Source organism: Sphingobium sp. TomMM35A (assembly GCF_054771735.1).
Map to the genome: position 1 here is coordinate 538,699 of NZ_BSRC01000002.1, position 25,803 is coordinate 564,501.

General features: G+C 63.7%; 25 protein-coding genes. 12 read left to right on the forward strand and 13 right to left on the reverse strand.

Features of this window, described 5'->3' with window-relative positions; all coding sequences use genetic code 11:
- The first annotated feature begins 62 nt into the window (after positions 1–62).
- The 5 genes from ACYU8T_RS15560 to ACYU8T_RS15580 all read left to right on the forward strand — a co-directional run bounded on the left by ACYU8T_RS15560 (position 63) and on the right by ACYU8T_RS15580 (position 6,283).
- Positions 63–1,646 carry a hypothetical protein gene (locus ACYU8T_RS15560; protein ID WP_461160183.1) on the forward strand — a complete coding sequence of 528 codons (1,584 nt, stop codon included), beginning with the start codon at positions 63–65 and terminating at the stop codon, positions 1,644–1,646.
- A gap of 71 nt (positions 1,647–1,717) precedes the next feature.
- Positions 1,718–2,140, forward strand: coding sequence for a GlcG/HbpS family heme-binding protein (locus ACYU8T_RS15565; protein WP_461160184.1), 423 nt, complete (start codon positions 1,718–1,720; stop codon positions 2,138–2,140).
- Positions 2,141–2,329: 189 nt separating this feature from the next.
- Complete coding sequence (locus ACYU8T_RS15570) at positions 2,330–2,887, forward strand: PRC-barrel domain-containing protein (RefSeq protein ID WP_461160185.1); 558 nt, start codon at positions 2,330–2,332, stop codon at positions 2,885–2,887.
- On the forward strand, positions 2,884–6,042 hold the full coding sequence (locus ACYU8T_RS15575) for a DEAD/DEAH box helicase (protein WP_461160186.1): 3,159 nt from the start codon (positions 2,884–2,886) through the stop codon (positions 6,040–6,042). Before ACYU8T_RS15570 ends, ACYU8T_RS15575 begins: the two co-directional genes overlap by 4 nt.
- A 46-nt stretch (positions 6,043–6,088) precedes the next feature.
- Positions 6,089–6,283 (forward strand): hypothetical protein, encoded by a 195-nt coding sequence (locus ACYU8T_RS15580; RefSeq protein ID WP_461160187.1) that lies wholly within the window; start codon positions 6,089–6,091, stop codon positions 6,281–6,283.
- 6 nt (positions 6,284–6,289) lie between these two features.
- Here the strand turns inward: ACYU8T_RS15580 and ACYU8T_RS15585 are convergent, their stop codons facing one another.
- Positions 6,290–6,871 (reverse strand): DNA-3-methyladenine glycosylase, encoded by a 582-nt coding sequence (locus tag ACYU8T_RS15585; protein ID WP_461160188.1) that lies wholly within the window; start codon positions 6,869–6,871, stop codon positions 6,290–6,292.
- A 142-nt stretch (positions 6,872–7,013) separates the two neighbouring features.
- Here ACYU8T_RS15585 and ACYU8T_RS15590 point away from each other — a divergent pair, with 142 nt between their 5' ends.
- The 3 genes from ACYU8T_RS15590 to ACYU8T_RS15600 all read left to right on the forward strand — a co-directional run bounded on the left by ACYU8T_RS15590 (position 7,014) and on the right by ACYU8T_RS15600 (position 9,373).
- Positions 7,014–7,337 (forward strand): hypothetical protein, encoded by a 324-nt coding sequence (locus tag ACYU8T_RS15590; RefSeq protein WP_461160189.1) that lies wholly within the window; start codon positions 7,014–7,016, stop codon positions 7,335–7,337.
- A gap of 103 nt (positions 7,338–7,440) precedes the next feature.
- On the forward strand, positions 7,441–7,953 hold the full coding sequence (locus ACYU8T_RS15595) for a DinB family protein (protein ID WP_461160190.1): 513 nt from the start codon (positions 7,441–7,443) through the stop codon (positions 7,951–7,953).
- Positions 7,954–8,077: 124 nt separating this feature from the next.
- Positions 8,078–9,373 (forward strand): family 1 glycosylhydrolase, encoded by a 1,296-nt coding sequence (locus tag ACYU8T_RS15600; protein WP_461160191.1) that lies wholly within the window; start codon positions 8,078–8,080, stop codon positions 9,371–9,373.
- A gap of 101 nt (positions 9,374–9,474) precedes the next feature.
- Here ACYU8T_RS15600 and ACYU8T_RS15605 read toward each other — a convergent pair whose 3' ends face one another.
- Complete coding sequence (locus tag ACYU8T_RS15605) at positions 9,475–10,221, reverse strand: SDR family NAD(P)-dependent oxidoreductase (protein WP_461160192.1); 747 nt, start codon at positions 10,219–10,221, stop codon at positions 9,475–9,477.
- A 425-nt stretch (positions 10,222–10,646) separates the two neighbouring features.
- Between ACYU8T_RS15605 and ACYU8T_RS15610 the strand changes: the two genes are divergently transcribed.
- The 4 genes from ACYU8T_RS15610 to ACYU8T_RS15625 all read left to right on the forward strand — a co-directional run bounded on the left by ACYU8T_RS15610 (position 10,647) and on the right by ACYU8T_RS15625 (position 15,024).
- Positions 10,647–12,593, forward strand: a complete 1,947-nt coding sequence (locus ACYU8T_RS15610; protein ID WP_461160193.1) for a flavin-containing monooxygenase — start codon at positions 10,647–10,649, stop codon at positions 12,591–12,593.
- Between the two features lie 146 nt (positions 12,594–12,739).
- Positions 12,740–13,921, forward strand: coding sequence for a cytochrome P450 (locus ACYU8T_RS15615; protein WP_461160194.1), 1,182 nt, complete (start codon positions 12,740–12,742; stop codon positions 13,919–13,921).
- 27 nt (positions 13,922–13,948) lie between these two features.
- Positions 13,949–14,323: a group III truncated hemoglobin gene (locus ACYU8T_RS15620; RefSeq protein ID WP_247232969.1), complete on the forward strand. Its 375-nt coding sequence runs from the start codon at positions 13,949–13,951 to the stop codon at positions 14,321–14,323.
- Positions 14,324–14,433: 110 nt separating this feature from the next.
- Positions 14,434–15,024 carry an Hsp20/alpha crystallin family protein gene (locus ACYU8T_RS15625; RefSeq protein ID WP_201516176.1) on the forward strand — a complete coding sequence of 197 codons (591 nt, stop codon included), beginning with the start codon at positions 14,434–14,436 and terminating at the stop codon, positions 15,022–15,024.
- Between the two features lie 56 nt (positions 15,025–15,080).
- Here the strand turns inward: ACYU8T_RS15625 and gdhA are convergent, their stop codons facing one another.
- The 11 genes from gdhA to ACYU8T_RS15680 form a co-directional block, all read right to left on the reverse strand.
- A complete protein-coding gene (gene gdhA / locus ACYU8T_RS15630; RefSeq protein WP_201516177.1) occupies positions 15,081–16,430 on the reverse strand; it encodes an NADP-specific glutamate dehydrogenase in 1,350 nt (449 codons plus the stop codon).
- 26 nt (positions 16,431–16,456) lie between these two features.
- Complete coding sequence (gene rnk, locus ACYU8T_RS15635; protein WP_461160195.1) at positions 16,457–16,867, reverse strand: nucleoside diphosphate kinase regulator; 411 nt, start codon at positions 16,865–16,867, stop codon at positions 16,457–16,459.
- A gap of 222 nt (positions 16,868–17,089) precedes the next feature.
- A complete protein-coding gene (locus tag ACYU8T_RS15640) occupies positions 17,090–19,576 on the reverse strand; it encodes a fimbria/pilus outer membrane usher protein (RefSeq protein WP_461160196.1) in 2,487 nt (828 codons plus the stop codon).
- A gap of 8 nt (positions 19,577–19,584) precedes the next feature.
- Entirely contained in the window at positions 19,585–20,343 is a 759-nt protein-coding gene (locus ACYU8T_RS15645) for a fimbrial biogenesis chaperone (protein WP_461160197.1), read from the reverse strand.
- Positions 20,344–20,483: 140 nt separating this feature from the next.
- Positions 20,484–20,651: a hypothetical protein gene (locus ACYU8T_RS15650; protein WP_461160198.1), complete on the reverse strand. Its 168-nt coding sequence runs from the start codon at positions 20,649–20,651 to the stop codon at positions 20,484–20,486.
- Between the two features lie 60 nt (positions 20,652–20,711).
- Positions 20,712–21,269 carry a hypothetical protein gene (locus tag ACYU8T_RS15655; RefSeq protein ID WP_461160199.1) on the reverse strand — a complete coding sequence of 186 codons (558 nt, stop codon included), beginning with the start codon at positions 21,267–21,269 and terminating at the stop codon, positions 20,712–20,714.
- A 149-nt stretch (positions 21,270–21,418) separates the two neighbouring features.
- Complete coding sequence (locus ACYU8T_RS15660; RefSeq protein ID WP_461160200.1) at positions 21,419–22,456, reverse strand: hypothetical protein; 1,038 nt, start codon at positions 22,454–22,456, stop codon at positions 21,419–21,421.
- Positions 22,453–22,779 carry a hypothetical protein gene (locus ACYU8T_RS15665; RefSeq protein WP_461160201.1) on the reverse strand — a complete coding sequence of 109 codons (327 nt, stop codon included), beginning with the start codon at positions 22,777–22,779 and terminating at the stop codon, positions 22,453–22,455. The genes ACYU8T_RS15660 and ACYU8T_RS15665 overlap by 4 nt, the downstream gene beginning before the upstream one ends.
- Before the next feature lie 60 nt (positions 22,780–22,839).
- Positions 22,840–23,445 carry a hypothetical protein gene (locus ACYU8T_RS15670; RefSeq protein ID WP_461160202.1) on the reverse strand — a complete coding sequence of 202 codons (606 nt, stop codon included), beginning with the start codon at positions 23,443–23,445 and terminating at the stop codon, positions 22,840–22,842.
- A gap of 136 nt (positions 23,446–23,581) precedes the next feature.
- A complete protein-coding gene (locus ACYU8T_RS15675; protein ID WP_097093173.1) occupies positions 23,582–24,208 on the reverse strand; it encodes a response regulator transcription factor in 627 nt (208 codons plus the stop codon).
- A gap of 138 nt (positions 24,209–24,346) precedes the next feature.
- A complete protein-coding gene (locus ACYU8T_RS15680) occupies positions 24,347–25,651 on the reverse strand; it encodes an NtaA/DmoA family FMN-dependent monooxygenase (RefSeq protein ID WP_247233022.1) in 1,305 nt (434 codons plus the stop codon).
- Between the last annotated feature and the right edge of the window lie 152 nt (positions 25,652–25,803).

Sequence of the window (25,803 nt, forward strand, 5' to 3'; positions counted from 1 at the left end):
CGTGAGCAAAAATTTCCTCGGTTTCTCTTGACGATTCGGCTCTCCCGCGCAGGGAAGAAGACATGACCTATCGCTGGATTCGTTCGACGCGCATCTGCATTCTTGCGCTGACTACAGCCATGCTTCCCGTTGTCGCCGCGGCGGCGGACCCAGCGCCGTTCGACCTGCCCGGACCGGAACTGTCCGTCACGGTCACGCGGGCGGGACGGACTTTGCCAATCGGCCAGGTGCCCGCACTTGCAACCGGAGACATCGTCAGGATCGACGCGAACCTGCCTGAGGATCAATCGGTCCGCTACCGGTTGATATCGGCTTTCCTGCGCGGCGCCATCAATCCGCCGCCGAAGAAATGGATTTCAAGCGCGGAAACATGGGAGCGGAAGGAGCGGAAACGGAACCTGAAGCTGACCGTACCCGATCATGCTCGCCAGCTGGTGCTGTTCATGGTTCCCGACACGGGCGGCGACCTCAGCACCATCAGCGATGCCATCCGCGGCCGCCCCGGTGAATTTGTTCGCGTGACACAAGACATCAACAAGGCGTCGCTCGACCGCACCCGGCTCAACGCCTTCATCCTGGGTATCCGGTCACAGGAAAACAGCCACCCCGAATATCTGAGGAATGTGGCGCCGGTCCTGTCCTCCAGCCTCGCCGTGAAGCTCAATCCGGATTGCCTCGCGAAGATCGTCGAGTTTCAGGCGGCTTGCCTGGTCGAAAACCGCGACAGCCTTGTGCTGGGCGACATTCACAGCAACTCGTTGACGGAGACCATCATCGGCGCTCCCACCGATCTTGCCCTGCAGCTGAGCGCCACGCGGGAAGGGGGCTATGGTTTCTACAGCCCCTATATCGGCGTCGTGCGCGACCTTGCCCGCATCTTCGGCGCGTTCAACAATCCTGAGTTCAACTATCTGCCAGCGCTCGGGATCGCGAACGGCAAGTCCCTGTCGCTGCTGCTGAACAGCGCACCTTCCTTCCGCAAACCGAAGTCCGTCCTGGTTGCGGCACTGCCAGCGATCGAAAAGAATGTCCCCCCGCCGCTGCGCCGCAGCAGTGATGCGCCGATATGCGGATCTCGGCCCGGCGTGGTGCTGGGAGTCGATGGAGCGCCGCTTATCTTCGCCACCGACTATGCTCATGACATGACCCTGAGGCTGACCGGCAAGGATGGCCGCAGCGTCGAAGCACCCGTCGTCGCGCGGGCGGACAAGGGCGGCTACATATTCGCGCCTTCTTTCGAAGCCGAAAAGATGAGCGGCCCGATGACGGGGCGCTTGCAAGGACATTGGGGCTTTGACGCATTCGAAGGACCGGAGTTCGCACTCCAGTTTCCGCAGGCGGGCAGCTTGCAGGCCGTGGCTGGCCAGCAACTGATCGCCGGAAAGAACGGCAAGCTGCTGGTGAGCGGACCTACCACCGCCTGCGTCAAGAATGTCTCCGTCCAGCTGCCGGGCGGACGGAGCATCGGCGTGAAATGGCAGGCGCCGGGTCCTGACACGATCGCGGTCGACATGCCCCTGGCTGAACTTGCGGCAGCAGGCGATGCTGTGATCGCCATTCAGTCCTTCGGCAAGGACAAACCCGAATTGCTGACGATCCCCGTGCAATCGGATCAGCCCGCCATAGAACAGCCTGCCCCGCTATAATGCTGGCAAGATGGGCGGCGGGTGATAAGGCGCCTGCTCCATCAAGCGCCCCGGCGCCTTCAACAGCGGGTATGAACAGGATGAAGACGAAGCACTGTCTGGAAGCAAGCGATGTAAAGGCGATCCTCGCCGCAGCCGAGGCCGAGGCGCTGGCGAATGGCTGGGCAGTCACGATCGCAGTGGTCGATGACGGCGCGCATCTGCTCGGGCTTCTCCGCCTGGATGGCGCGGCGGCGAGCACGGCCAAGATGGCGGAATCCAAGGCTTCGACGTCGATGCTAGGCCGACGGGAATCGAAGGTTTACGAAGACCTGGTGCTCGGCGGGCGTGTTTCGATGCTGTCTGCGCCCGGCATGGCTGCCATGCTGGAAGGCGCGGTTCCGATCGTCATCAACGGTGATTATGTCGGGGCGGTCGGCGTGTCAGGCGTCAAGTCGGACCAGGACGCGCAGATCGCGCGCGCGGGGATCGCCGCGATCCTGCCGCAAGACTGATAGAGCCCACAGCCGGTCCTGACCTCGGATCGGCTGCGCACCTTCACATAGGTTAGCATAGATTTTTCTCGGGCCCTGCCGTCCGCCGCCACCAACCGGATCGGCGCGCGTTGAAGCGTCGTTCGATGCCGCTGATCGTGGGAGCTTGTTCTGGAAGATGTTGCTGGCTGGGTCGCGCCGATTGCGACCATGATCGCCGCGATGATGACCGCCGCCAATCTGGGCGCGCGCGTCACGGGTTGGGGCTTTGTCGTATTCACCGCCGGATCGATCGCCTGGTCGATCGTTGGTATATCGTCGGGGCAGACGAACCTTGTCGCGACGAACGGCTTCCTCACGCTCGTCAACCTCGTCGGCGTGTGGCGATGGCTCGGCCGCCAGCGCGCCTATGAGGATGGTGGCAAGTCGGCAACTCAAGCGAGCCGCCGTTCCGCCTATCCTACGCTCTTTACCGCAACCGGCGTAGCGGGCTTGCCGGTCACCGCTCCGGATGGCGAAACAGTCGGCAAGGTCGTGGAGGCGCTTGTCACCTGCGAAAGCGGGAAGGTCAGCTATGTCGTCATCAGCGCCAGTGGCGTTGGTGGGCTGAATGAGGTCCTCCGCGCCGTGGCCCGCGAGGATCTCGGCTTTTCCTGCGACGGTTTCGCGCTGAAGCGAGACAGAGCGTGGTTCGAGGCTCTGCCGCCTCTTGCGGACGGGGACTGGCCCGCCGCGCCTGCTAAACTGCCAAAGGGCGATGCGGCATGAGTGCGGCGCGCGGCTTGGGCGAAACGGCGCTCCTATTGTGGCAATTGGTGCAGGAAGAAGACCTTCTCTATCTGGCGGACGATGAGCAGGAGGCGGAGGCGCTTGCCGCCGCGCTTGGGGTTCTGGCGCCTGACAGGCCCGTTATCTTCCTGCCTTCCAGCGACACATTGCCGGGCGACGACGCACCCGCCTCGCCTGCGAATATCGGGAAGCGCGTTGCTGCCTTGCGGAGCTTGCGCCGCTTGAATGAGGATGCGGACCGGGCACCGCTGGCCGCGATCATGAGCGGGGAGGCCGCCGCGCGCCTTTACGCCGCGCCAGAGGCTTACGACGCCGCACCGCCAAGCTTGGCGAAAGGCGATCCCATCGACAGCGGCCGTTTCGCTTCAGAGATGGAGGCGATTGGCTACATCATCGACGACCGGGTGGATGAGCCGGGCGAAGTCGCGGTGCGCGGCGACGTCATCGATATTTTCCCCGCCGATGCCGGAACACCCGCCCGCATCGACATAGCAGAGGGGCGGATCAGCGGCATCCGCCGCTACGATCCGGTAACGCAGCTGACGACCGAGGAATGCGAGCGGCTGGAGATCGGCCGGGCGGCAGAGCCTGAATGCGCGGAGAAGGTGAGCATCCTGGCTCATCTGGGCCGAGGGACCATCGTCAAGTCGCCCAAGGCTGAGGAGCGGCGGCGCAGGTTCGTCCGGCTGGCGGCGCAAGTGGCCAAAGGTGACGATGCCGTTGATGAGGATAGTTGGGCGCGGACCACCAAGTCCTGGGCAGAAGTCACATTGGATGAGCCGGTGACGGAGGTTCCTCGCTTCGCCTTGCAACCTTCGCCCTTGTCCGCGATGGCGCGCTTCGCCCGCCCGCTGCTGGCGGATGGGCATCGGCTCCTGCTCGTCGGCAGCGAACGGGACTTGCGCTTCCTGCGGCCGCGGATCGAGCGGAAGCTGAAAATCTCGCTCGCCGAGGCCGCCAGCCTTGCAGAGGCGCGGGCGCTGCCGGAACAGGAAGGCGCGGCGCTGATTTCGCCGATCGATCGGGGCGCTGTCGTGGACGGCATCGTCATGATCGCCGCCGCCGATCTTCTGGGAAGCCGGGCGCTGATTGGCGAGGCGCCGGAAGCGGTTTCCAATGTCCTCGCGCGGAATGGCGGAGAGGTGCGGGCCGGGGATGTCGTCGTGCATGAGGATCATGGCGTTGGCCGCGTCGCCGGGCTGGAGCCTGCGCCGGACGGTTCCGGTTCGGAGGTGATTGCGCTCGAATATGCGGATGGAGCGCGGCGTTTGGTGCCGGTCGGGGAAGCGGGGCGGATGTGGCGCTATGGCGCGGATGCCGATGCGGTGCGGCTGGACAAGCTGGATGGATCGAGCTGGGAGAAGCGGCGGGCGCAAATTCATGAAGCAATTAGCGAGAGCGCGCGAATTTTGCTGGAAGTGGCCGATGAGAGGTCGCGGTTGGAGGCGGCGGTCATAGCGCCTGATCCGTCACGATATGAGCAGTTCGTTCATGGTTTTCCGTTCAACGAGACCGCCGACCAGGCCCGCGCCATCCAGGCGGTGCGCGATGACCTGGCATCGGGCAAGCCGATGGACCGGCTGGTCATCGGCGATGTCGGCTATGGCAAGACCGAGGTCGCCCTGCGCGCCGCGGCGCTCGCCGCGCTGGCGGGATATCAGGTCATCCTGGCCGCGCCGACCACGGTGCTCGGCAGCCAGCATATCAAGACGTTCGAGCGGCGCTTTGCCGGCAGCGGGATCAAGGTCGCAGGCCTGTCCCGCCTATCGAGTGCGGCGGAGAAGAAGGCGGTGAAGGCGGGCCTGGCCGATGGATCGGTGCAGATCGTGATCGGCACCGGCGCGGTCATGGGCAAGGATGTGCGCTATGCGAACCTTGGCCTTGTCATCATCGATGAGGAACAGCGGTTCGGCGCGGCGGACAAGGCGAAGCTGCGCAGCCGCGCGGACATCCACCTGCTCGCGATGAGCGCGACGCCGATCCCGCGCACGCTGCACCGCGCGATGATCGGGCTTCAGCAGATATCGATCATCGCGACCCCGCCCGCACGCCGCCAGCCGATCCGCACAAGCTTGGTCGAGCCCGACGACAACCGGATGAGGACGGCGCTGCTGCGCGAAAAGTCACGCGGCGGGCAAAGCTTCGTCGTGGTGCCGCGCATCGAGGATATCGGCCCGCTTTGTGAGCGATTGGAGCGCATCGTCCCGTCGCTCAAGCTGGTGACGGTCCATGGCAAGATGCCAGCGGCGGAGATCGACCGGGCGATGGTGGATTTCGCGGATGGCGCGGGCGACATACTGCTCGCCACCAACATCATAGAGGCGGGGCTGGACGTGCCGAGGGCCAACAGCATGATCGTCTGGCGCGCGGACCGTTTCGGCCTGGCCCAGCTGCACCAGCTGCGCGGCCGGGTTGGGCGCGGCAACCGGCGTGGGCAGGTGATGCTGGTGACGGACGGCCCCGGCATCGCGGAACGGACGATGAAACGGCTGCGCACCCTTTCGACCTATGACCAACTGGGCGCGGGGTTCGAGATCAGTGCCGCCGATCTCGACCAGCGGGGCGCGGGCGACCTGCTGAGCGATGCGCAGGCCGGGCATATGAAGCTGATCGGCGTCGACCTGTACCAGCATCTGTTCGAGGCGGCGCTCCGGCAGGCGCGTGGTGAAGATCCCGGCCTGTGGCTGCCGGAGGTCAATATCGGCGCAGCAGGTGCTTTCCCGCCGGAATGGATACCCGAGGACGACATCCGGCTGGGCCTTTATGTACGGCTGGCCCGTATCAGCGACGAGACGGAATTGCAGGGGTTCGAAGAGGAAATCATCGACCGTTTCGGGGCCATGCCGCCCGTCGCGGAGGCGCTGGTCGCTAGCGCCAGGATCGCGATATTGGCGCGGGCGGCGCATGTCGCGCGGGTGGATGCAGGGCCAGCGGCGATCGCCCTCACCCCCCGCAACAAGGCCGCGTTCGATCCAGGCGACGCGGAATTGGCCGAAAAGGATGGGCGCTGGTTGCTGAAACAGCAGACAAGCGATGAGGAACGCATCACCTGCGTTACCGATCTGCTGGAAACCGTCGCGCGATCAGCGCCGCCGCCTGAGGCACGTGGAACCTTGGCGCTCGCCAGCGCTTGACGGCACTCACCCCAAAAGCTCGGCAGACCCCCGCAGGAGGACCTTCATGGCTGACAAGATTTCCGGTTTCGAAATCACACGCTCCGGTGAGGAATATCTCATCAGCTTTGAAACCGAGGATGGGCCACGCCTGGAACTGAGCGCATCCTATGAGCAGCTGGACCTGATCGCCGAGGCGATCGATGCGCAGCTGGATGGCGACGAAGAAGATGCATTGGGCGTCGAGCCCGACGAAGACTGACGGGCGCTATGCCGGAAAGGGGCGGCTCACATATGGAGAGCCGCTTGCGCCGAAGCGCCATGGCGTTTCCACGCCCCGGCTGATGCCGATGCGCGGGCCGGTGGCGATCGGCGCCGGACCTGCCGGTGGATGGAGCGCAAAAGGTGGCGCGTGCAGGGAGGCGCCGTTCAGCGAGCCATCGACGGAGAGCGCCTGGCACAGGCGTCCGGGGCCTGAGCAGAGCTTCAAGGGATTGGTGATGCCGCGCCGGACGATCATCTGGTCGACGCCCTGCAACGGCTCCAGCGCCCGGATGAGGACGGCACTGCCCGGCGGCCCGGCGACGATATTGAGGCACCAGTGCAAGCCGTAGATGCGATAGACATAGGCGTGGGCGATCGGGCCGAACATCGCTCCATTGCCTGCCGTCTGCCCCCGGAAGCTGTGGGAGGCTGGGTCGCCGCTGTCATAGGCTTCGGTTTCGACGATGCGGCCGCCGACGCCGTTCACCAGCAGCGTCGCGCCGATCAGGCCGCGCGCTACCGCTGCGATGTCCTGACGGAAAAAGTCCGGGGGAAAGGCTCTCTTCGCGCCTGACAAGCTGTTCAAATCCCTGCCTCTCCTGCCGCCATCGGCCACTCTCCCACGATCCCGGTTGCGGACGCAGCCCGCCGTTCGTCGCAAATCCGTTGCCTTGGACGAAACGGATCGCGAATAGCAGAGACAAGGGAATGTAAGGGGGCAAGGATCCATGAAGGTCAAGATTTTCGCATGCGTGGCCATGCTGGGCGCCGCGATGCTTCCGGCTGTGGCGCTGGCCGATGATCCCCGTGATCCGACGATGCGCAGTGCGGCGGCGCGCGAGCGGGACCGTGCGATAATCCGGCGGATGAACCAGCAGCAGCTTGCCTATGTCCGGGACCGCGATGCACGGATCATGCGGGACTATCGCCGCGCGCAGAGCGGTGGTTCGGGCTATGCCGATGCGCGCGCGGACTATGAGCGCAAGATGGCGTCCTGGCGGCGCGCGGTTGCTGCCTGCAATGCGGGGCGCTGGGAATATTGCGATAATTGAGGCGCGCCGATGGGTTCGGCGATCTTTTTGGAAGCTAGTCGGCGGTCCTGAAAAAGCGGCCTGAGATCCCGGCCTGCGCCGGGATGACGGGGTGGAGAGATGCATGACTGTGTCGGCCAAAATGCAGCTCGCGCAGATGGCGCGCTATCATGCCTGGGCGACCGAACGGCTTTTGGCCTCCGTCAAAGAGATAGCGGACGAACAATATCATCAGCCATGTGGGCTGTTTTTCGGATCGGTCCACGGGACCCTCAATCATCTGCTGCTCACCGATAGCGGAATTTGGTATCCCAGATTTGCTCAGTTACCAGTTACGGGCTTGGGCCTGGACGCGGAAGTTGAGGCTGATCGGGCTGAATTGGCATCCAGTCTGAAGGCGGCGACGGCACGCTGGTCTGCATATATTGACGGGCTTGATGAAGCCGCTGTCGCCGGGGACCTTTCCTACACGATGACGACAGGCCAAGCGCGCGTGCTGCCTATGGCAAGCGCGCTTCTCCACGTCTTCAATCACGGTACGCATCACAGGGGCCAGATCACGGCTGCTATTTCGATGCTCGGCTTTGCATATGAGCCGCTCGACCTGCCCTTCATGATCTTCTCGGAACCCCGATAGTTAGCGCGGTCGTCGTCTCCCGCGCGTCCGTGCAGGAGACTGCAACGACATTTCACGGAAACCATGGCCCGCCCCGGCGTTTCGACAGGCAGATGCTGCCGGGAGAGAGCCGATCGCCAATTTCATGTTCGCGACGGGCGTCGAGAATAGTGTGCCCACCATCGACAATGGCCGGGTGCGCGTCGACGAGATGGAGAGTTGCCACCATTATGAGCGGTGGCGCGAGGACTTCGCGCTCGTTCAGGAAATGGAGATCGGCTACCTCCGCTATGGCCCGCCGATCCACCGGACGTGGATGGGGCCCGGCCGTTACGACTGGGATTTTGCTGACGAGACATTTGCCGAGCTGAAGCGGCTCAACATCGTGCCGATCGTCGACCTGTGCCATTTCGGCGTGCCCGATTGGATCGGCAATTTCCAGAACCCGGATTTTTGCGACCTGTTCGGCGTCTATGCCCGCGCCTTTGCGGAGCGCTTTCCCTGGGTTCAGCTTTATACGCCGGTCAATGAAATGTTTATCTGCGCCACCTTTTCAGCGCGCTATGGCTGGTGGAACGAGCAGCTGAGCAGCGACGTGGCGTTCGTCACAGCGCTGAAGCACATCGTGCGCGCCAATGTGATGGCGATGCGGCAGATATTGGAAGTGCGGCCCGACGCGATCTTCATCCAGAGCGAGTCTTCGGAATATTTTCACGCCGAATCTCCGTCCGCCATCAAGCCCGCGGAAATCATGAACTCGCAGCGTTTCCTTTCGCTGGACCTGAATTACGGGCGGCGCGTGGATTCGGAGATGTACGAATATCTGATGGATCACGGGATGACGCGGGAGGAATATCATTTCTTCCTCGACAACCGCCTGAAGCAGCACTGCATCATGGGCAATGACTATTATGTCACCAACGAGCATCGGGTTGCGGCGGACGGGCACACGCGGGCTTCGGGAGAGATTTTCGGCTATAGCGAGATCACGCGCCAATATCATCAACGCTATCATTTGCCGGTGATGCACACCGAAACCAACCTGTCCGAAGGTCCGCTGGGCACGGAAGCGGTCGATTGGATGTGGAAACAATGGGCCAATGTGCTGAGGGTGCGTAATGACGGCGTGCCGATCGTCGGCTTTACCTGGTATTCGCTGACGGATCAGGTGGATTGGGACAGCGCGCTTCGTGAGAAGAATGGCAACGTCAATCCGCTCGGCCTGTTCGATCTCGACCGCAAGATCCGGCCGGTGGGCAAGGCGTATAAGCGGCTGATCCAGCAGTGGCGCGACGTGCTGCCGACGCAGAGCATGTGCCTGGCGGTGCCGCTGGTGATGCCGAGCGATGCCGAGCGCGCCTATGCGGTCGAGCAGCGCGCGCGGGCCAAGCATATGATCAGGTCGCCGTCCGCAAGCCCGGCAGTACAGGATGGCAAGTGATGGAACGGCGGCTCGCGGGCAGGCCCTTGATCGTCAGGCGCAGGCGCGCGAATTGGCCCGGGAGCCAGGCTGCTGACGGCCCCCGGGGCATGGGAGTGCGGCTAAATCTGCGCTTCGCCGCCGTCGACGAAATAGTCCGAACCCGTCACATAGCTTGCTTCATCCGAGAGCAGGAACAGGGCGACCGCCGCTGCCTCTTGCGCGGTGCCGAGGCGGCCGAGGGGGTTGTTGCCCGCCATCTGCTGTTCGATGGCGCCCAGATGTTCCGGGGGCAGGCCGAGGCGGTTGAAAAAGTCGGTGGCGATCGGCCCGGGGCTCAAGGTGTTCACGCGAATGCGGCGCGGGGCGAGTTCCTGGGCGAAGCCGCGGGCCAGCGAGCGGACGGCGCCTTTGGTGGCGGCATAGAGGGCGCTTGCCGGCAGCCCCTTGTCCTTGGCGACCGAGGCCGTGATCAGGATGGAGCCGCCGTCGCGCATCAGAGGCGCCATCGCCTGGGTGCCGAAGACGGGGCCGCCGATGTTGAGGTCCATGAGGTTGCGGTAGAGGTCCGCGCTGATATGGCCGAGCGGCGCGCCCGCGCCGACGCCTGCGTTCAGGAAGAGGCCATCGACCTGGCCGAACAGGCGGGCGGCTTCCTGCGCCAGGGCCTCTGCGGCTTCGGGCCGGGCGGCGTCATTCTGCAGGACATGCACGCCGGGAAGCGCGGCAGCGGCGCTTTCCAGTCTTTCGCTGTTCGATCCGGTGATCAGTACCGATCCGCCTTCCTCCATGATCCGCTGCGCCGCCGCGAGGCCGATGCCGCTGGAACCGCCGGTGATGACGATGGCCTTATCCTTGAACCTTTGCATGCCCTTTTCTCCGTTCGCCTATCTGTTCTGATCCGTGGCTCGTCCGCCTGGCGGAAAAGCTGGCGGCGAAGGTGGACGCAGTTGCGCCCTTGATCAACAAGGATATGCGGGCACTGGGAAACAGGAGAAGCCACCGATTCAAATCGTTGACGATGATCAACTTTTTGGATAGGCCTGCTTCCTGCGAACGGGAATGATCGCTGGCTTTACCGCCAAGGAGCCCGACGCGCTGGCCTAATGCGTCCTGGCGCATAGCGGCAAGCATGTCGAGCCCGATTCGCAAATGCCCGAACCGGACGTGCGCGTCCTGTTCGTCAGCGACCTGAAGGACGGTTGAGCGAGAATGTGGAGATGACGGCGCGATAACGGCAGGGCAGCACGGCCCCCGCGTCCCCGGAAGACCCGCAGCTCTCATGGAGAGACATATGGATATGAGAACGACGACTTTGCCGAACATGCTTGACAGTGGCAGCCGCCCCCTTCCCCTCGCAGACGGTCCGGAACTGCGGGAGGCGCTGAAGGCGGCCAATCTCCAGACCCTGCTGATGGTCTATGTGCACCTGACGCATGATGAATCGATGCTGGAAACCTTCAAGGTCCACATTCACCCGCCCTACACCAATCCCGACTATGTGATGCCGCAGGACTGCATCGACGACCTGCATGAAAAGCTGGTCCATGTGCTGACAACGCCGGGCGCGGCGAAGTCCGAAGATCCGCCGATCGAACTGATGCAGAAGATGATGAGCGTCGGCGTCGGCGAGCCGGTGACGGACGAGTTCGTTCCCATGGTCATGGAGCAGGGCGGATTCCACCGCAGCCCCGTGCGCAAGGAACTGTCGGAGCGCACCCCTCCCCCGGCTGGTTTCAAGGTGCTGGTGATCGGCGCGGGCCTGACCGGCATCCTCGCCGGGATCGAGCTGGAGCGTGCTGGTTACGAGCATGTGATCATCGAGAAGAATGAAGAAGTCGGCGGTACCTGGTGGAAGAACCGCTACCCGGGCGTCGGCGTGGATACGCCCAGCCACTTCTATTCCTATTCCTTCGAAATCAGCCCGGAGTGGAACCATTACCACCCGCACGGCGCCGACATGCGCGAATATTTCCGCGCCGTGGCCGACAAATATGACGTCCGCCGCAACATCCGCTTCAAGACCATGGTGCACAGCCTGGTCTTCGATCAGGACGAAGCCGTGTGGAACGTCACGGTCGAAGACCTGAACAGCGGCAAGCGCGAAGTCATCAAGGCCAATGCCGTGTTCAACGCGTTCGGCACCACGGATCGCTGGAAGCTGCCCGACATCAAGGGCATCGAAAGCTTCCAGGGCATCATCACCCACTCGGCCGACTATGACGAGAATATCGACCTCAAGGGCAAGAAGGTCGCCGTCATCGGCACCGGCGCCAGCTCCGCGCAAATCGTGTCCACGATCGTCAAGGAAGTCGACGAACTGGTCGTCTTCATGCGCACCAAGCACTGGATGATCAACAATCCAGAAGTGAAGGCGGAAGTGCCCGAGCCCGTGAAGTGGGCGATGCGGCACATCCCCTATTACAAGGAATGGTTCCGTTTCCGGGTGTTCTGGTTCGCGGCCGATGGCCTCTACCCCAATGTGGTGAAGGACCCGTCCTACCCCGAAGACGGCATCGCCGTGTCCGCGCTCAACGAAGGCATGCGCCAATATGCCTTGTCGCACATGCATCACAAGCTGGCGGGCCGCCCGGACCTGATCGAGAAGCTGACGCCCGATTTCCCGATCTTTTCCAAGCGCGTCGTGATGGACGCGGGCTGGTACGATGCGCTGGTGCAGTCGCACACGACGCTGGAGACGGCGGGCATCGCGGAAATCCTGCCCAACGGCATCCGCACGAATGACGGCAAGGTTTACGAACTGGACATCATCATCTGCGCGACCGGCTTCAACGCGTCGTCGCTGGTGCAGGATCTGGAGATCAAGGGCCGCGACGGTCACGATATCGCGGTGGACTGGGCAGACGAGGAAGAGCGCGCCTATATGGGCACGACCATCCCCGGCTATCCCAACTACTTCCTGTCGACCGGCCCCAATATCGGCCCGAACCACGCAGGCGGCCTCAACATCGTCAGCGAGTCGCAGGTCCATTATCTGATCGAATGCCTCGATGAGATGATCGCTCGTGGCGCGCGCACGGTTGAAGTGACCGAGGAAGCCTTCCTGCGCCACAACAAGCGGATCGACGACCAGATGAAACACATGATCTGGACCCACCCCAAGTCGAAGAGCTATTATCAGAACAGCAAGGGCCGCCCGGTTGGTCCCTGGCCGTTCCGCCTCGTCGACATGTGGAACGAGCTGCAAAAGCCCGTTCTGGAAGATTATAAGTTCAACTGATCATGAAGCGGGAGGCGCCGGGCTGCCTTGCGGCCAGACGCCTCCCCACCTTCCCGCATTGAAGATCAGGACAGGCGCGGCCTTGACCGGCACCGGGCTACTCCTAAGTTAGGAGCCCGTCGTGCACATATGAGGGGTCGAAGCTGATGGAGGCTCGTCTTTCAGGCGCCTGTCCTTTTCATCGCGAAAGCGATGATCGCAAGTCCGCCGCCGCGTCGAGTGCGGGTGGGACCGTAGACCCCGATGTCCGCACGGGCAATTTTGCCCAAGCGCGCGCCATCCTGCGCAACCAGAATGTGCGGCAGGCGGGTTTCCTGGCCGAACAGGTCGGCCGGATCGGCAGTGCAACGCGCCAGCCCATCCTGTTCCTGGAAGGCGAAGCCCATCGCGTGCAGCGTAGCGCCACGGCGCGTTTCTTCACCCCGCGCATCGTCACGACTCATTATCGCGAACTGATGGTCGAACTCAGCGATCAACTCATATCCCGCTTCAAAAAGGAAAAGACCGGCTTCCTCGACCAGCTCAGCCTGGAGCTGGCCGTCGCGGTCGCGAGCCATATCGTCGGCCTGACCGATAGCGATCCCAAGGGGCTCGCCCGCAGGCTGGACGTGTTCTTCACCGGCGATTTTCGAGCCCACCCCAACAAGGTCACGTCGCTGATCAAATTCGTGCAGGCCCAATATCGGGTCCTGTCCTTCTACTATCATGATGTCGCCCCGGCGATCCGCGCCCGGCGCAAGCAGCGGCGGGACGATGTCATTTCCCACCTGATCGACGAGGGCTATAATGGCCGGGAGATATTGACCGAGTGCTTGGTCTATGGCGCGGCGGGCATGGCGACGACGCGCGAGTTCATCGTGATGGCCGCGTGGCACATGCTGGAGCGGGAGGAGGTTAAGACCGCCTTCCTCGCCGCCGATGAGAAAGGCAAGATCGCCTTGCTGGAGGAATTGCTGCGGCTGGAGCCGGTGGTCGGCTATCTCTATCGCCGCGTCCCCGCCGAAGAGACGGGGGCCGATGCCCCTCCGGGCGCGGCCGTTGCCGTCGATGTTCGCGCGGCGAACACGGATATGGCGGCCTTTGGCGAGCGGCCCTGCGAACTGGTGCCGGGCCGGGAAGTCAGCGCCAAATATGGCAATGCGGGCCTGTCCTTCGGCGATGGAGAACATCGATGCCCCGGCGCCCAGGTCGCGCTTCAGGAAAGCTGCATCTTCCTGGAACAGCTGTTGCAGGTGCCGGGCCTGAAGCTGGACCGCGCGCCGACACTGACGTGGAATCCCCTCGTCACGGGCTATGAGCTGCGCAATGCTGCCATTTCCTGTGACTGAGGACATGCCGTTACCGGTTGCCGATAGATGAGCCAGATAAGTGAGGAGGATATTGGCCGCCTCGTCCCGGCCTTTTACGATCGGGTGCGTGCCGACCCGGTGCTTGGCCCGATATTCGATCAGGCGATCGACGACTGGCCGCTGCATCTGGAGAAGCTGAAGGCATTCTGGTCATCGGTGATGCTGGGCACCGGCCGATACAAGGGGCAGCCCATGGTCGCGCATGTCCGGCACGAACCGCATATGACAGAGGATAATTTCAGCCGCTGGCTGGCGCTGTGGCGGCAAACGAGCGACGACATGCTTGCGCCGGAAGCGGCGGCCGCCTTTCAGGAAAAGGCCGATCGGATCGCCGAAAGCCTGCAATTGGGCGTGCAATTTTACCGCGAACGGAAATCCTGAAGCGGAGCGCTGCGGCGGAACCAGCCTGTTTTCCAATCGTTTTTGGCGCGGTCCCTGCGGCGGGCCGCTCCGTCGTCAGGGCCTTGATACTCTGGACAGGAGGTCTTTCGATGGCTTCGCATTTCATGACACCTTTTGGTGGTCGCGGCCTGTTGAACCGCGGCGACCCCTTTCTCGACCTGCATCGCGAGGTGAACCGGCTGTTCGATGACAGCTTCCGGGCCATGGGCAGCAGCCCCGGCGGACATGGCACGATGATGGGCATGCCGCGCATCGACGTGCATGAGGCGGGGGACAAGCTGGAGATCACCGCCGAACTTCCGGGCGTCGCCCAGGAGGATGTGGATCTTCGACTGGAGGGCGAGATGCTGATCATCAGCGGAGAGAAGCGGCGGGAGCATGAGGACAAGCAGGCACATGTCCTCGAACGCTCCTATGGCGCATTCTCCCGATCGATCCAGCTGCCGTTCCAGCCAGATCCCGATCAGGTCCATGCCGATTTCAACAATGGCGTGCTCAAGATAAGCTTGCCAAGGCAGGGCAGTCAGGAGCGCAGCCGCCGTATCCAGATCGGCAATGGACAGATCGGTAATGGACAGGGCGGCCAGGTGCTGGAGGGACGCAGCGGCGATCCCGGCGGTGAAGCTGGCGCTGCTTCACAAGGACAGCAGGGCGGTGGAGGCTCCGGCCAGCCGCATTGACGTCTTTCGCCGGTCCGACGCATGCGCGCCTGGACCGGCGAAAGCCCGCGCTGTCCCTAGATAACGCCCATTGCTTCCATCGCTTCGGCGACGCGGACGAAGCCGGTGATGTTCGCGCCGAGGACGTAATTGCCGGGCGCGCCATATTCTTCGGCGGTCTCGGCGCAGCTGTCATGGATGCGCCGCATGATCGCGGCGAGGCGGGCCTCGGTTTCCTCGAAGGTCCAGCTGTCGCGAGACGCGTTCTGCTGCATTTCCAGCGCGGACGTAGCGACGCCGCCCGCGTTGGCCGCCTTCGCAGGGCCGAACAATATGTTCGCATTCTGGAACAGGCGGACAGCTTCGGGGGTGCAGGGCATGTTCGCGCCCTCTCCTACGGCGATGACGCCGTTGCGGATCAGGGTCGCGGCATCATTTCCATTGAGTTCATTCTGTGTCGCGGACGGAAGCGCGACTTCGCACGGAACGTCCCACACGACGCCTTGCTCGACAAAATAGGCGCCTGCCCCTTTCAACCGCGCATATTCGGAAATGCGTTCGCGGCGGACAAGCTTGATTTCCTTGAGCAAGTCGAGGTCGATGCCTTCGTCGTCGACGATGTAGCCGGAGGAGTCCGAACAGGCGACCGCCTTGCCGCCGAATTCCTTGATCTTCTCGATCGCGAAGATGGCGACATTGCCGGAGCCTGACACCACCGCCCGCTTGCCTTCCAGGCTTTCGCCACGAGTCTTTAGCATCTGGTCCACGAAATAAACGGCGCCATAGCCGGTCGCTTCGGTGCGCGCGCGGGAACCGCCATAGATCAGGCCCTTGCCGGTGAGCACGCCCGCTTCATAGCGGTTGGTGAGGCGTTTATATTGGCCGAAGAGATAGCCGATCTCCCGCGCCCCGACGCCGATGTCGCCGGCCGGAACGTCGGTATACTCGCCAAGGTGGCGGTATAGTTCGGTCATGAAGGACTGGCAGAAGCGCATGATTTCGCCATCCGAGCGGTCGCGCGGATTGAAGTCCGATCCGCCCTTGCCGCCGCCGATGGGAAGGCCGGTCAGCGCGTTTTTGAAGGTCTGTTCAAAGCCAAGGAACTTGATGATGCCGACATTGACCGATGGGTGGAAACGCAGGCCGCCCTTATAGGGGCCGAGCGCCGAGTTGAACTGCACGCGGAAACCGCGGTTGATGTGGGTCTGCCCCTTGTCATCGACCCAGGGCACGCGGAAGATGATCTGGCGTTCCGGCTCGCAGATGCGCTCGATGAGGGCGTTGTCCATATATTGAGGATGCTTGGCGACGACGAGCCCCAGGCTTTCCAGCACTTCTTCGACAGCTTGGTGGAATTCGGTTTCACCGGCATTCCGCCTCAACACGTCTTCGAATATCGGCAGGAGTTTCTCGTCGATACGGGGCAATGTCTTCTCTCCTTTTTGTGGATGCATCAGATGCGGGTGGGCTGCGTCACCTTGACGACCGTCAGCGTCCGGGTGCGGCCGTCTCGGTCGGGCCAGTTGATGGATTGCCCCTCGCGCAGGCCGATCAGCCCGGCGGCGATGGGGGTGAGGATGGAAATGCGGCCAGCGCTGATGTCTGCCTGGGCGGGGTAGACGATCTGCACCGTGCGATCAGCGCCGCTCGCTTCGTCAACAAATTCGACGGTCGAATGCATGGTGACGACATCGGGTGCTATGCGCGAGGGCGCCTGCACCTTCGCGCGGGTGATTTCGCTCAGCAGCAGGTCGCTGACGTCGGGCATGCTGTTGGCGACGCCCAGGGCCAGATTGGCGAGGTTGTCGGCTTCGGAATCGATGAAATAAACTGGCGGGTTTCCCCGGCTCAAGGATCTGGTCATGGCGCTGGCTTTCGAAAGGACTGGGCGCACATCTGTTCGACGTGCTGCAATCTACCGATTTGCCCCGGGCCCGGGGCATGACGCGCCGTAACCCGGGGCTAGATGCCCGCGAGAAGCTGACCCCCCTGGTAGCGAAAACGCACATGATCACTGCGTGAATGCATGATGAGTTCATTGCATGGCGCAATGCCCCGAGTCAAACCCGGCGGCGGCATGGCGCGGCTATTGTCCCTTGGGGCGCAGATCCCCGGCGGGAACGGTCGCGGTGGCGCCTGCCGGAATGACGAGGTCGTAGCTGGTCTTGTCGGCATCGGCCATGAGGATGGTCCAGCGGCCGGGCGCGAGGCCGGTCGCGCCGAAGCGGCCAGCGGCGTTGGTGAAGAGCGGGATGGGCTCGCGGTCCGGATGCGCTGCCTCGACCGCCTGGCCCGCGACAAGGGAAAGCGGCTGGCCATCGGTGCCGATCAAGCGGCCGACGACGCTCACCATATAATCGGAGCCGACGGTCAGCTTGTAGCCGCCGCGATAGGGCGGCAGGAGGCGGAAGGAGCCTTCGCCAAGGTCGAGGCCGAGCGGTGCGTCGGGCGCGGTTGTCAGCACGTTGCGCTCGCTATAGCTGCTGAGGCTGGGCTGGATCGCGGTGCCAAGGCGGCCGGTGCGGGCGGTGTAGCTGTCGCCGCTTTCGTCGATGAAGATGTCCGCCCCTTTGAGCGAAGGGTGGGCGCGGACGATGGCGAAGGCGTCCTGGATGGGACGGCCTATGGAGAAAGCGCCGTCCGCCAGCGCCAGCGCTGTGCCGAAGCGGAGGGAGGTTCGCTGGCCGGTCGATCCGCTGAGTTCACGATCGAACGTGCCGAAGTGGCTGAAGCCGAGTTCGGCGCGGTTGGCATAATAGACGCCGCTGGCGCTCACCCCTGCGCCGATATCGCTGCGTTCGACATCAGCGCTGAGATTATAGGCTCCGGTGCCGGAGCCGCTGTAGCTCTGGTAGCTAAGGCGGCTGCGGTTGTTGCGGCTGTCATAATCCGTGCGCAGGCTGGAAGAGCGGTCGAGGCGGTAGGTAAGCGAGAGGAAGGCCGCCAGGCGGTTGTTGCGGCCCGCCCGTTCATAGCCCACATCGGCGGTGAAGTTGAGCGCGGGGGAAATCCGCCATCCGCCGGTCAGGCGCACGCTGCCCGCGTCGGGCTCTCCGTCGCGGCCGCGCGAATAGCGGGCGTCGAGCCCGGCGTAGAGGGATTCGGTTATGCCGCTATTATAGCTTGCCCCCGCGATATAGCTGTAGGGGTTGAAGGGCGTGATGGTGCCGATCGGCGCGAATTTCCGGCTGCGCGCCTCCAGCGAGAGTGACAGGGCGTCGGCGCGGTCGCTGCTGCGGCTGATCGTGCGCTGAAAGGTCAGGATGGACGCCCAGCCTGATCCCGAGCCCTCCACATGGGAAGCGGACGCAAAGCTGCCGAATGTGCCAATTGAGGTGGCGACGACCGACTCCACGCCGCCCATCCAGCCACGGCCATCGGCCTGGGCATTGGCGCCGAGCGTCAGCCGGTCGCTGACGCCCCGCCGGTAGAAGCCGCTGAACGCCAGATCATTGGTATAAATCGGCCCGCGCCGTCCAAGCGGCGAGCGCACGCCCGCGTAAAGGCCGAACTCGCTAAGCCCCTTGGCAAGCTGGGCCTGGTCGAGAAAGATGCTGAAATCCACCGTCTCCTTGCGCCCGGCATCGTCGGTGATGGTCAGCTTGACGTCGTTTGACCCTTGGGTGAACGGAAAATCGCGCAGGTCGAAGGTGCCGGGGTCAAGTTCCATCCGGCGGACAAGCTGGTCGTTTACGCGCACCTCGACAACCGAGCGGCGCTCTAGCTGGAAGCTGCGGCTGCCGCGCGGGCGGATGATGGTTTGCGGATCGAGCAGCGAATAGAAGCGCGAGACGGACAGGCCAGCGATTTCGGGCGCGGACTGAAAACCGCGCGCGAGGGTCTGAAGATCGCCTCCGGCCCAGCGGACAAGGTTGCGCCGGTCGTCATAGACGAGCCGGGTGCCCCGCCTTTGCAGGTCCGGCCCGGCGACGCCCGCCTGCCAGTTCGCCTCACTTTCCAGCACCACGCCACCGGCACGGATGGCGCCGTCGAGATAGGTGATGGGCGCGGCGAGGCCTTCGTCCGAACCCTGCTGGACCCAGTCGAGCGACCCCCGGATGTTGAGATAGGCGCTGACATCGGCGGGAGGGGCATAGGTGACGGGGCCGCGCCTGTTAGCATCGCCAAGATCGAGCGAACGCGCCGCCCGGCTGGGCGCCGCGATATCCAGCGTGACTTGCAGCGCTTGCGGATCATAGCGGATGCTGACGCCGACGCCGCGCAGGTCCGCGCCGTCCAGCTGGCCGCTTTCCCCAAGCCGGGTGCGTAGGCGCGCCACCAGGGGAGCGGCGATGCGCGGTTCAAGCAGCGTCAGCAGGCGTTCGGCGGAAAAGCTTGCCCGCCCGCCGGGGTCCAAGGTGACGGTCGCATCGCCGAGATAGGCTTGCCCGTCCATCACCGGCGCGGTGAGAATGACGGGCTTGCCGGTCGGGTTTATGCCAGTTGCGTTTGCATCGGGATCGATCAACACCAGCGCGGGCAAGGCCGTGCCAGTCTGCGCGCGCGCGCCAGGCGGGATGAGGCAGGCGGCGAGCAGCAGCGCCCCGGCGGCGGCAGTCGGCTTTGCGGACAAGAGTAGGCTCAGCTGTCGGGCGTGAACTGCGCCTCGACCCTGCCGCTGGGCTGTGGAAGCGTGACGGGCAGCGTCACCCGGCGCGTCTGTCCGCCGCCGATCAGGCCATAGCCGATCGTCTGCTGAAGCTCTGGCCCGGTCAGCTGCTTGCGCAGCACTTCCTTGCCATCGGGGCCGAACTGGACAACGCGGACCCGGCCGCGCGACAGATAGCCATGCGCGACGGAGGTGTTCGACACGGTGATGACAGGGGCAGGCGCACCTTCCGCATTCTTCCCGATTTCGGCCGACGCGATCGACAGAGCGGGCTTTGCACCATCAGGCGAGATGCTGACCAGCACCTGGAAATTATAGAGCAGCTGGATGTTGGATTGGGTGTCGCTGGTCTGCACCGGGAGCTGCGCGACGGTCACGAAATAATGTTTGCTGCGCGCGAGGGCAGGATCACCCACATATTGGACGCGGAAATTCTGACGCTGGCCGGGCTGAATCAACGCCTGCGGGGGGAAGACGGCGAGTTCGCCGCTATCCTTGCCGGTCGGCTTCGCGCCATCGGCGGTCAAGTCCAGCGTTTCGATACGCAGTTCCACCGGTAGCGGCTTGTCGAAGCTGTTTTCGACCGTCACCACCTGACTCATGCTGCGGCCGGAGGTGGTGAGATCAATGACCACCGGCTGGACCGTCATCGCATCCGCCGCCGGGGCAAGGCCGATTGCCGCCATGCAGGCCAGGAGCGCAGTGACGAAGGATCTAGGCTGAAACTTCAAGGGCTTGTTCCTAACAGCTTGGGCCGGTTCACCGGTGCGGCTGGCAAGGTGATGAACTTATGAGCCGCCGCCGCCAAGACAGAAAAAGCCTGAATCGCCCAGATGTTCATCCGGAAAGGAGGCACTGTTGCACTGTAGCATCATCGGGGCAGGCGGACCCTCACCTGCTCCCCATCCGGCGAAAGCGGGGCCATGTCGGCCATCCGCTCATATTCAGCCGCAAGGAACAGCAGGTCGGCACGTTGCTCCGCCGGGGCATCCGCTGCCCTGATCCGGAGTTCCGTCGCCAGTGCGAGAGGATCTTTCAAGTCCATGCCCCTGAGCTAGATCAGGCAGGCCCAATGATCAGGCCTGCCCGAAGTCCTGGATCAAGCGGCCGGAGCAACCGTGATTTCGACCTTGCCCGCATAGGTGCCAGCGTCGAGGATCGCGGCGGAGTCCGCCGTCAGGCCGCTGCCGACAGTGAGCGAGAGATTGTTCGAAACCGCCGCCAGACGATCGCCGACCTGGCCCGAGGTCGCGCCGGAGCTGAGCGACTGATCAGCCACGGTCGCGCTGCCGCCCTTGGCACCGGTTGCGACGACCGTTGCGGTATAGTGGACCGTGTTGGTGTAGCCGTTGGGCGAGTTGGTCGCCGCAGCGTTCACCAGCGGCTTGGCTTCGACCGTCAGCTTGGGGTTGGCGCCGTTGCACTTGATGGTGAAGGTGCGGCTGAGCCCGCCCGTATTGCCAGCGAAGGCGGGATCGACGGTGCCGTCAGCCTTGGCAAGTTCGCCCAGCGTTATGCTGCCGCTGATCGGCGTCACGGCAGAGCATTTTGCCGCGACGGTGCCGCTGACATCCACCGAACCGCTGGCCTGCGCGAAAGCCGGAGCGGCAGTGGCGACCGAACCCAACATCAGGGCGGAAACAAGCAGCTTCTTCATCTTCATATCTCCAAAATGATTGGGGTTGCGATCGCCCCGACGAGATTGGAGATACGGCCATTCACGCGCCCAACCCATTCAGCGGCCAGAGAAAAACGCCCTAACTTCAGGAGATAAGCCGCTATACCGGACGATATAGCGGGAGGACCCTAGAGCCCGGCGCAGTTGGTCGCCGATGCGGCGGACACGATGGGGGTGAAGGTGATGCTGATGATGTCGGCATAGTTGGTGGCGGGTGTCTTGGCCGCGCCGCCTTCCTTCAGCGTGGCGCGCAAGGGGAGCGTGCCCGCTTCGCCGCCGACGCCCGCGCGGGCGCAGGTGCGCGTGCCGAAGGATGCGTTGGACGTGACCTCCTGCCCCAGGAAGCGGGCGCTGTAGCGGATCGTTTGCGCGGCATCGCCCAGATTGCCGCCGGGGAAGGTGAGGCGGAAATCATTTTGCGATCGCACCTGCACTTCATAGGCGCCCGAACTGCGGACCTTGAGCGCATTGGCCGATGATGTGGTGTAACGGTCCGGCGCGGCCTGGACCTGCGTGGTCGTCACATCGCCGATTTCGCCGAAGTCGAGCGCCGCGCCTGCATAATAGGCCTGGAGCGCGCTGACGGTGTTGACGTTGATCCTGATCGACCCCGTTTCCCGCGTGGGCACCGGCACGCTCAGCATCCCGCCTTCCCCCGAACAGATGTAGAGCATGTCGAGGATGATCGGATCACCAGCGGACAGGTCCGTGCCGGGGGGCACCGACACGCGCAGGTTTAGCGCCGCCGACAAATCCGAGGAGAAGAGACCGCCGAAGTCGTAGCGGATCTCTCCCGCTGCGCCCGCGCCGCCATCCTTCGAATCGAGCGAGCGGGGACGCCCGGCGGTCGATCCTTCGGGGTAGAGGACGCGATAGCCGCGGTAGGTAATTTCAAGCGGTGGCGTGCCCGATGGAGCGGTAAGGACGAGGCTGACCTCATTCGTGCGGCCAGTGAGCAGACCCCGGTTGCGCCGCAGGATCAGCGGGATGGTGACTTCGGAAAGGCCGGTGGGGGAGAAGGGGTCATAGGTGATGCTGGCAGGCGCGGTGGCATTCCCGGTGACGCCGCAGACGGAGGATATTTGCGTCTGCGCCTGCGCGGGGACCGCCGTCAGGATCGCGCCGGACAAGGCGGCGATGACCAGTCCAGCTTTCCAGCCGATCACAGTTGCGGCGAGACGATGATCTCCAACGCGGTGCGGGCCGACAGCTGCGGGCCGAGCGGCTGTGCTGTTCCGGGAGTTTCCAGCACCCGGACGCGCGATTGCAGGGCGGGACGGGCCTGATTGCAGATCGCGCTGCCCTGCGTGGCGGGTTGCGGCAGCAGGGCCGCGTTCGAAACCCAGCATCGCGGCGCGACATGACCGACCACGTCGAATTGCGCCCCTGCCTGCGCCTGAACGGGCGTGAGGAACAGGATCGCCGCCATCCAGGCGAGCGGGCGCTTGACTGTCTGGCTGCTGGCCGGAGGGGAGATTGTCCGCGTCATCGATCATGACAATGCTCTCCAATCGTGAAAGATCACTCATTCTAACTACTTATCAGCATTTTAAGGAGAAACGCTAACCGTGATGGACAATGTGTCGCTGTAGCGGCCCGCGACCAGCGTGTCGGCCCCGGAATAGGAAGGCGCGCTGACGCGGAGATAGGAGCCGTTCGCCTTCGTCGACGCGCCCGCAAGGCGCAGCCCCTTGGTCTCGCCAGCCACGCCGGCAAAGCTGCAAGCGCCGCCCGAAGCCAGCGCCGAAGCATCGCAGGAGGCAGAAGCGCTGGTCCCATTATCCGCCACCATGCGCAGCGCGACTTGATAGGGCGCCTTGGCGGCATAGCCCTGCCCGCCCGTCGCGGACACCGCCATGCCGCCATTTGCCGAGGAAATGGCGATGCGCGACGCACCGCTGCAATTGAGCTGGATCGCAAAATCCCTAGTGAAGCCGGTCTGGTCGAAATCCGCCTGGTCGATGCTGCCCGAGGGCGCGCCGCCGGTCGCAAAGCCGCAACGGCCGCGCACGGAAGCGCGCACGTCGACGCCAACGGTGATGCTGTTCACCGATCCCTGACCCGCGGCATAGGCGGTCACCTGCGCATGCGCGGGCTGGCCGGCAAAGCCGAGCGCCGCCACCATCGCCATGCAGAGGATCAGAAACCGCGTCATCATTCGCCCATCATGCGCGGTCCACGACCGCTGCCATGATCGGCAAATGCCCGCTGTGCCACGGGACGGCCATTCAACCCGTGGCGAGAAGCGCGCTTACCTTCGGATGAAAGCGCCTATCTCTTTGGGTATAATGTCAGTCCTCGCGGTCCTGGCCGAGCAGGATGAGTTCGGTCCGGCCGCGCAGCCCGAGCTTTTCGAAAACCTTGTGCAGATGGACCTTAACCGTCCCTTCGGTCAGGCCCAGTTCGTCGGCGATTTCCTTGTTGCGCAGGCCCCGCTGGGCGAGCGAGGCCACGGCCCGCTCGCGCCCGCTCAGCACCGCGAAGGGATCGCGCGGCGCGTCCGGCGACATCGCCAGTTGCATAGCCCGCTGCATGACTTCCTGGTCGAGCCAGCGCCGCCCCTGCGCCACGGTTTCCAGGCATGTCAGAAGGTCACGGGGCGCGGTCGATTTGATGACGATGCCGTCCACGCCCAGTTGCATGGCCTCCTTCGTCGCCTGGTCGTTGATGCCGCCGGTCAGCAGGACGACCGGGCGATTGTCGCCGCGATGACGCAGCGTCCGCAACACGTCGAGGCCGGTGCGCTCGGGCATGCTGTTGTCGAGGATCAGCATGTCCGGCCGCGCCTTGGGCAGTGCGTCGAGCGCCGCCGTGCCGGTGTTCACAGTGGCGACCACTTCGAAGTTGGTCTTGTCCAGCAGCATACCGATGCCGCTTAATGTCAGCGGATCATCCTCTGCCACCAATATGCGCGTCATTGCGACCTCTTTATCGTGTTTTTTCAGTTCAATGCATTATCATCCCGTTCCTTAGACGCACAATATGGTCTTGCAAGAGGCGAGCGGCCAGTCGCAACAGGCCGCTGTTGGCTGAACGAAGGCCAGTCCGCCGCGAGACTAAAATTCCCGCAGGATCTCGCGCAGGGTCGTGCCCTCATATTCGGTGCGGACGGCACCCGCCTTCTGGAGTGCGGGAATGACGCCATCGAGCAGGGCTGGAAGCTGGTGGTTGTAGCCCGATCCTTCGATCAGGATGCCGTCGCCGCCCACTTCGTCCATCACCGCCATCAGCTGGTCCGCGACCTGCTGCGCCGTGCCCCTGAAGCGCGCATTGCTGCCGCCTTTACCCGTAGAGAAGAGGTCGCGCAGGGACTTGCCCTCCTCCCGCCCGGCCTTCTTCATATGCTCAAGCGCGCTGGTATGGCCGCCAGCGACAATGTCCTGCGGCACGGGCGCGTCGAGATCATATTGCGAGAAGTCGATGTCGAGCGACGACGACGCCATGACGATATTATGCTCGAACGCGGCCTGCTTGTCCGCCTCCGTCATCTCGCGGACTTCGCCATTTTCGGGGAGGATGTTGAGAGGCGTCAGGAAGAAGACCTTGATGTCGTCGGGATTGCGGCCCTGCTTTTCGGCGCGGTTCCGGATGTCATCGCGATAGGCCTTCATGCCCTTGACGCCGCCCGTCATCATGCCAAGCACGACCTCGGCATTTTTGGACGAGAAATCCCGCCCGCGATCGGACGCGCCCGCCTGCGCCAGGACAGGATAGCCCTGCGGCGATCGCAGCGTGTTCAGCGGACCACGCGAACGGAAATGCTTGCCCTCGAAGTTGACGGTGTGGACCTTGGTATGATCCACATAAACACCGGTTTCAGTGTTCGCGACCAGCGCGCCTTCTTCCCAGCTGTCCCACAGCTTCTTGCACAGTTCGACGAACTCATCGGCGATGTCGTAGCGTTCGCTCGGCGGGAGCAGCTTTTCCAGGCCGAAGTTCAGGGCGGCATTCTTCTCGCTCGACGTCACCATGTTCCAGCCTGCTCGCCCCTTCGTCAGGCTATCAATGGTGGAGAGCAGCCGAGCGAGCAGATAGGGCGGGTAGAAAGTCGTGGAGGCGGTCGCGATCAGGCCGATGTGCGACGTATCCTGCGCCATCAGGGGCAGGAGCGGCAACGGGTCGAGCTTGGGCGCCAGGGTGGCGTTCTTGAGATCCAGCTCCATGGAGCCGCCATAGCGGTCACCCACGATCGTCGTGTCCTCGAAGAAAATGAAGTCGAACTTCGCGGCCTCCAGCATCCGGGCCAGCTCTTTATGGTAAGACCCGTCCGCCCATTGCGAACCGAACTCCGTGCCGTCGCCGGGCCAGGAGGTGGCGCCGAACTTGGTGAAATAGCCGAGGTGGAATTTCTTGTGGGCCATCTCCGGAAAACCTCTCTTGCGATCATCTCAATCCGACTTTCTCCCTCCAATCTTCTGAAGGGCGGGTCCGCCAAGGCCGTATGACTAGCGCTTTACCGCTCCTCAAAATTCTCAATCGTTGGCGTTGTTCAACATTTATCAAGCGCGCGCCG

Bases quoted from the DNA above. Each gene is read 5' to 3' on its own strand.
- ACYU8T_RS15560 (WP_461160183.1), top strand. From the start codon at position 63: ATGACCTATCGCTGGATTCGTTCGACGCGCATCTGCATTCTTGCGCTG.
- ACYU8T_RS15565 (WP_461160184.1), top strand. From the start codon at position 1,718: ATGAACAGGATGAAGACGAAGCACTGTCTGGAAGCAAGCGATGTAAAG.
- ACYU8T_RS15570 (WP_461160185.1), top strand. From the start codon at position 2,330: ATGATCGCCGCGATGATGACCGCCGCCAATCTGGGCGCGCGCGTCACG.
- ACYU8T_RS15575 (WP_461160186.1), top strand. From the start codon at position 2,884: ATGAGTGCGGCGCGCGGCTTGGGCGAAACGGCGCTCCTATTGTGGCAA.
- ACYU8T_RS15580 (WP_461160187.1), top strand. From the start codon at position 6,089: ATGGCTGACAAGATTTCCGGTTTCGAAATCACACGCTCCGGTGAGGAA.
- ACYU8T_RS15590 (WP_461160189.1), top strand. From the start codon at position 7,014: ATGAAGGTCAAGATTTTCGCATGCGTGGCCATGCTGGGCGCCGCGATG.
- ACYU8T_RS15595 (WP_461160190.1), top strand. From the start codon at position 7,441: ATGACTGTGTCGGCCAAAATGCAGCTCGCGCAGATGGCGCGCTATCAT.
- ACYU8T_RS15600 (WP_461160191.1), top strand. From the start codon at position 8,078: ATGTTCGCGACGGGCGTCGAGAATAGTGTGCCCACCATCGACAATGGC.
- ACYU8T_RS15605 (WP_461160192.1), bottom strand. From the start codon at position 10,221: ATGCAAAGGTTCAAGGATAAGGCCATCGTCATCACCGGCGGTTCCAGC.
- ACYU8T_RS15610 (WP_461160193.1), top strand. From the start codon at position 10,647: ATGGATATGAGAACGACGACTTTGCCGAACATGCTTGACAGTGGCAGC.
- ACYU8T_RS15615 (WP_461160194.1), top strand. From the start codon at position 12,740: ATGGAGGCTCGTCTTTCAGGCGCCTGTCCTTTTCATCGCGAAAGCGAT.
- ACYU8T_RS15620 (WP_247232969.1), top strand. From the start codon at position 13,949: ATGAGCCAGATAAGTGAGGAGGATATTGGCCGCCTCGTCCCGGCCTTT.
- ACYU8T_RS15625 (WP_201516176.1), top strand. From the start codon at position 14,434: ATGGCTTCGCATTTCATGACACCTTTTGGTGGTCGCGGCCTGTTGAAC.
- rnk (WP_461160195.1), bottom strand. From the start codon at position 16,867: ATGACCAGATCCTTGAGCCGGGGAAACCCGCCAGTTTATTTCATCGAT.
- ACYU8T_RS15655 (WP_461160199.1), bottom strand. From the start codon at position 21,269: ATGAAGAAGCTGCTTGTTTCCGCCCTGATGTTGGGTTCGGTCGCCACT.
- ACYU8T_RS15665 (WP_461160201.1), bottom strand. From the start codon at position 22,779: ATGACGCGGACAATCTCCCCTCCGGCCAGCAGCCAGACAGTCAAGCGC.
- ACYU8T_RS15670 (WP_461160202.1), bottom strand. From the start codon at position 23,445: ATGACGCGGTTTCTGATCCTCTGCATGGCGATGGTGGCGGCGCTCGGC.
- ACYU8T_RS15675 (WP_097093173.1), bottom strand. From the start codon at position 24,208: ATGACGCGCATATTGGTGGCAGAGGATGATCCGCTGACATTAAGCGGC.
- ACYU8T_RS15680 (WP_247233022.1), bottom strand. From the start codon at position 25,651: ATGGCCCACAAGAAATTCCACCTCGGCTATTTCACCAAGTTCGGCGCC.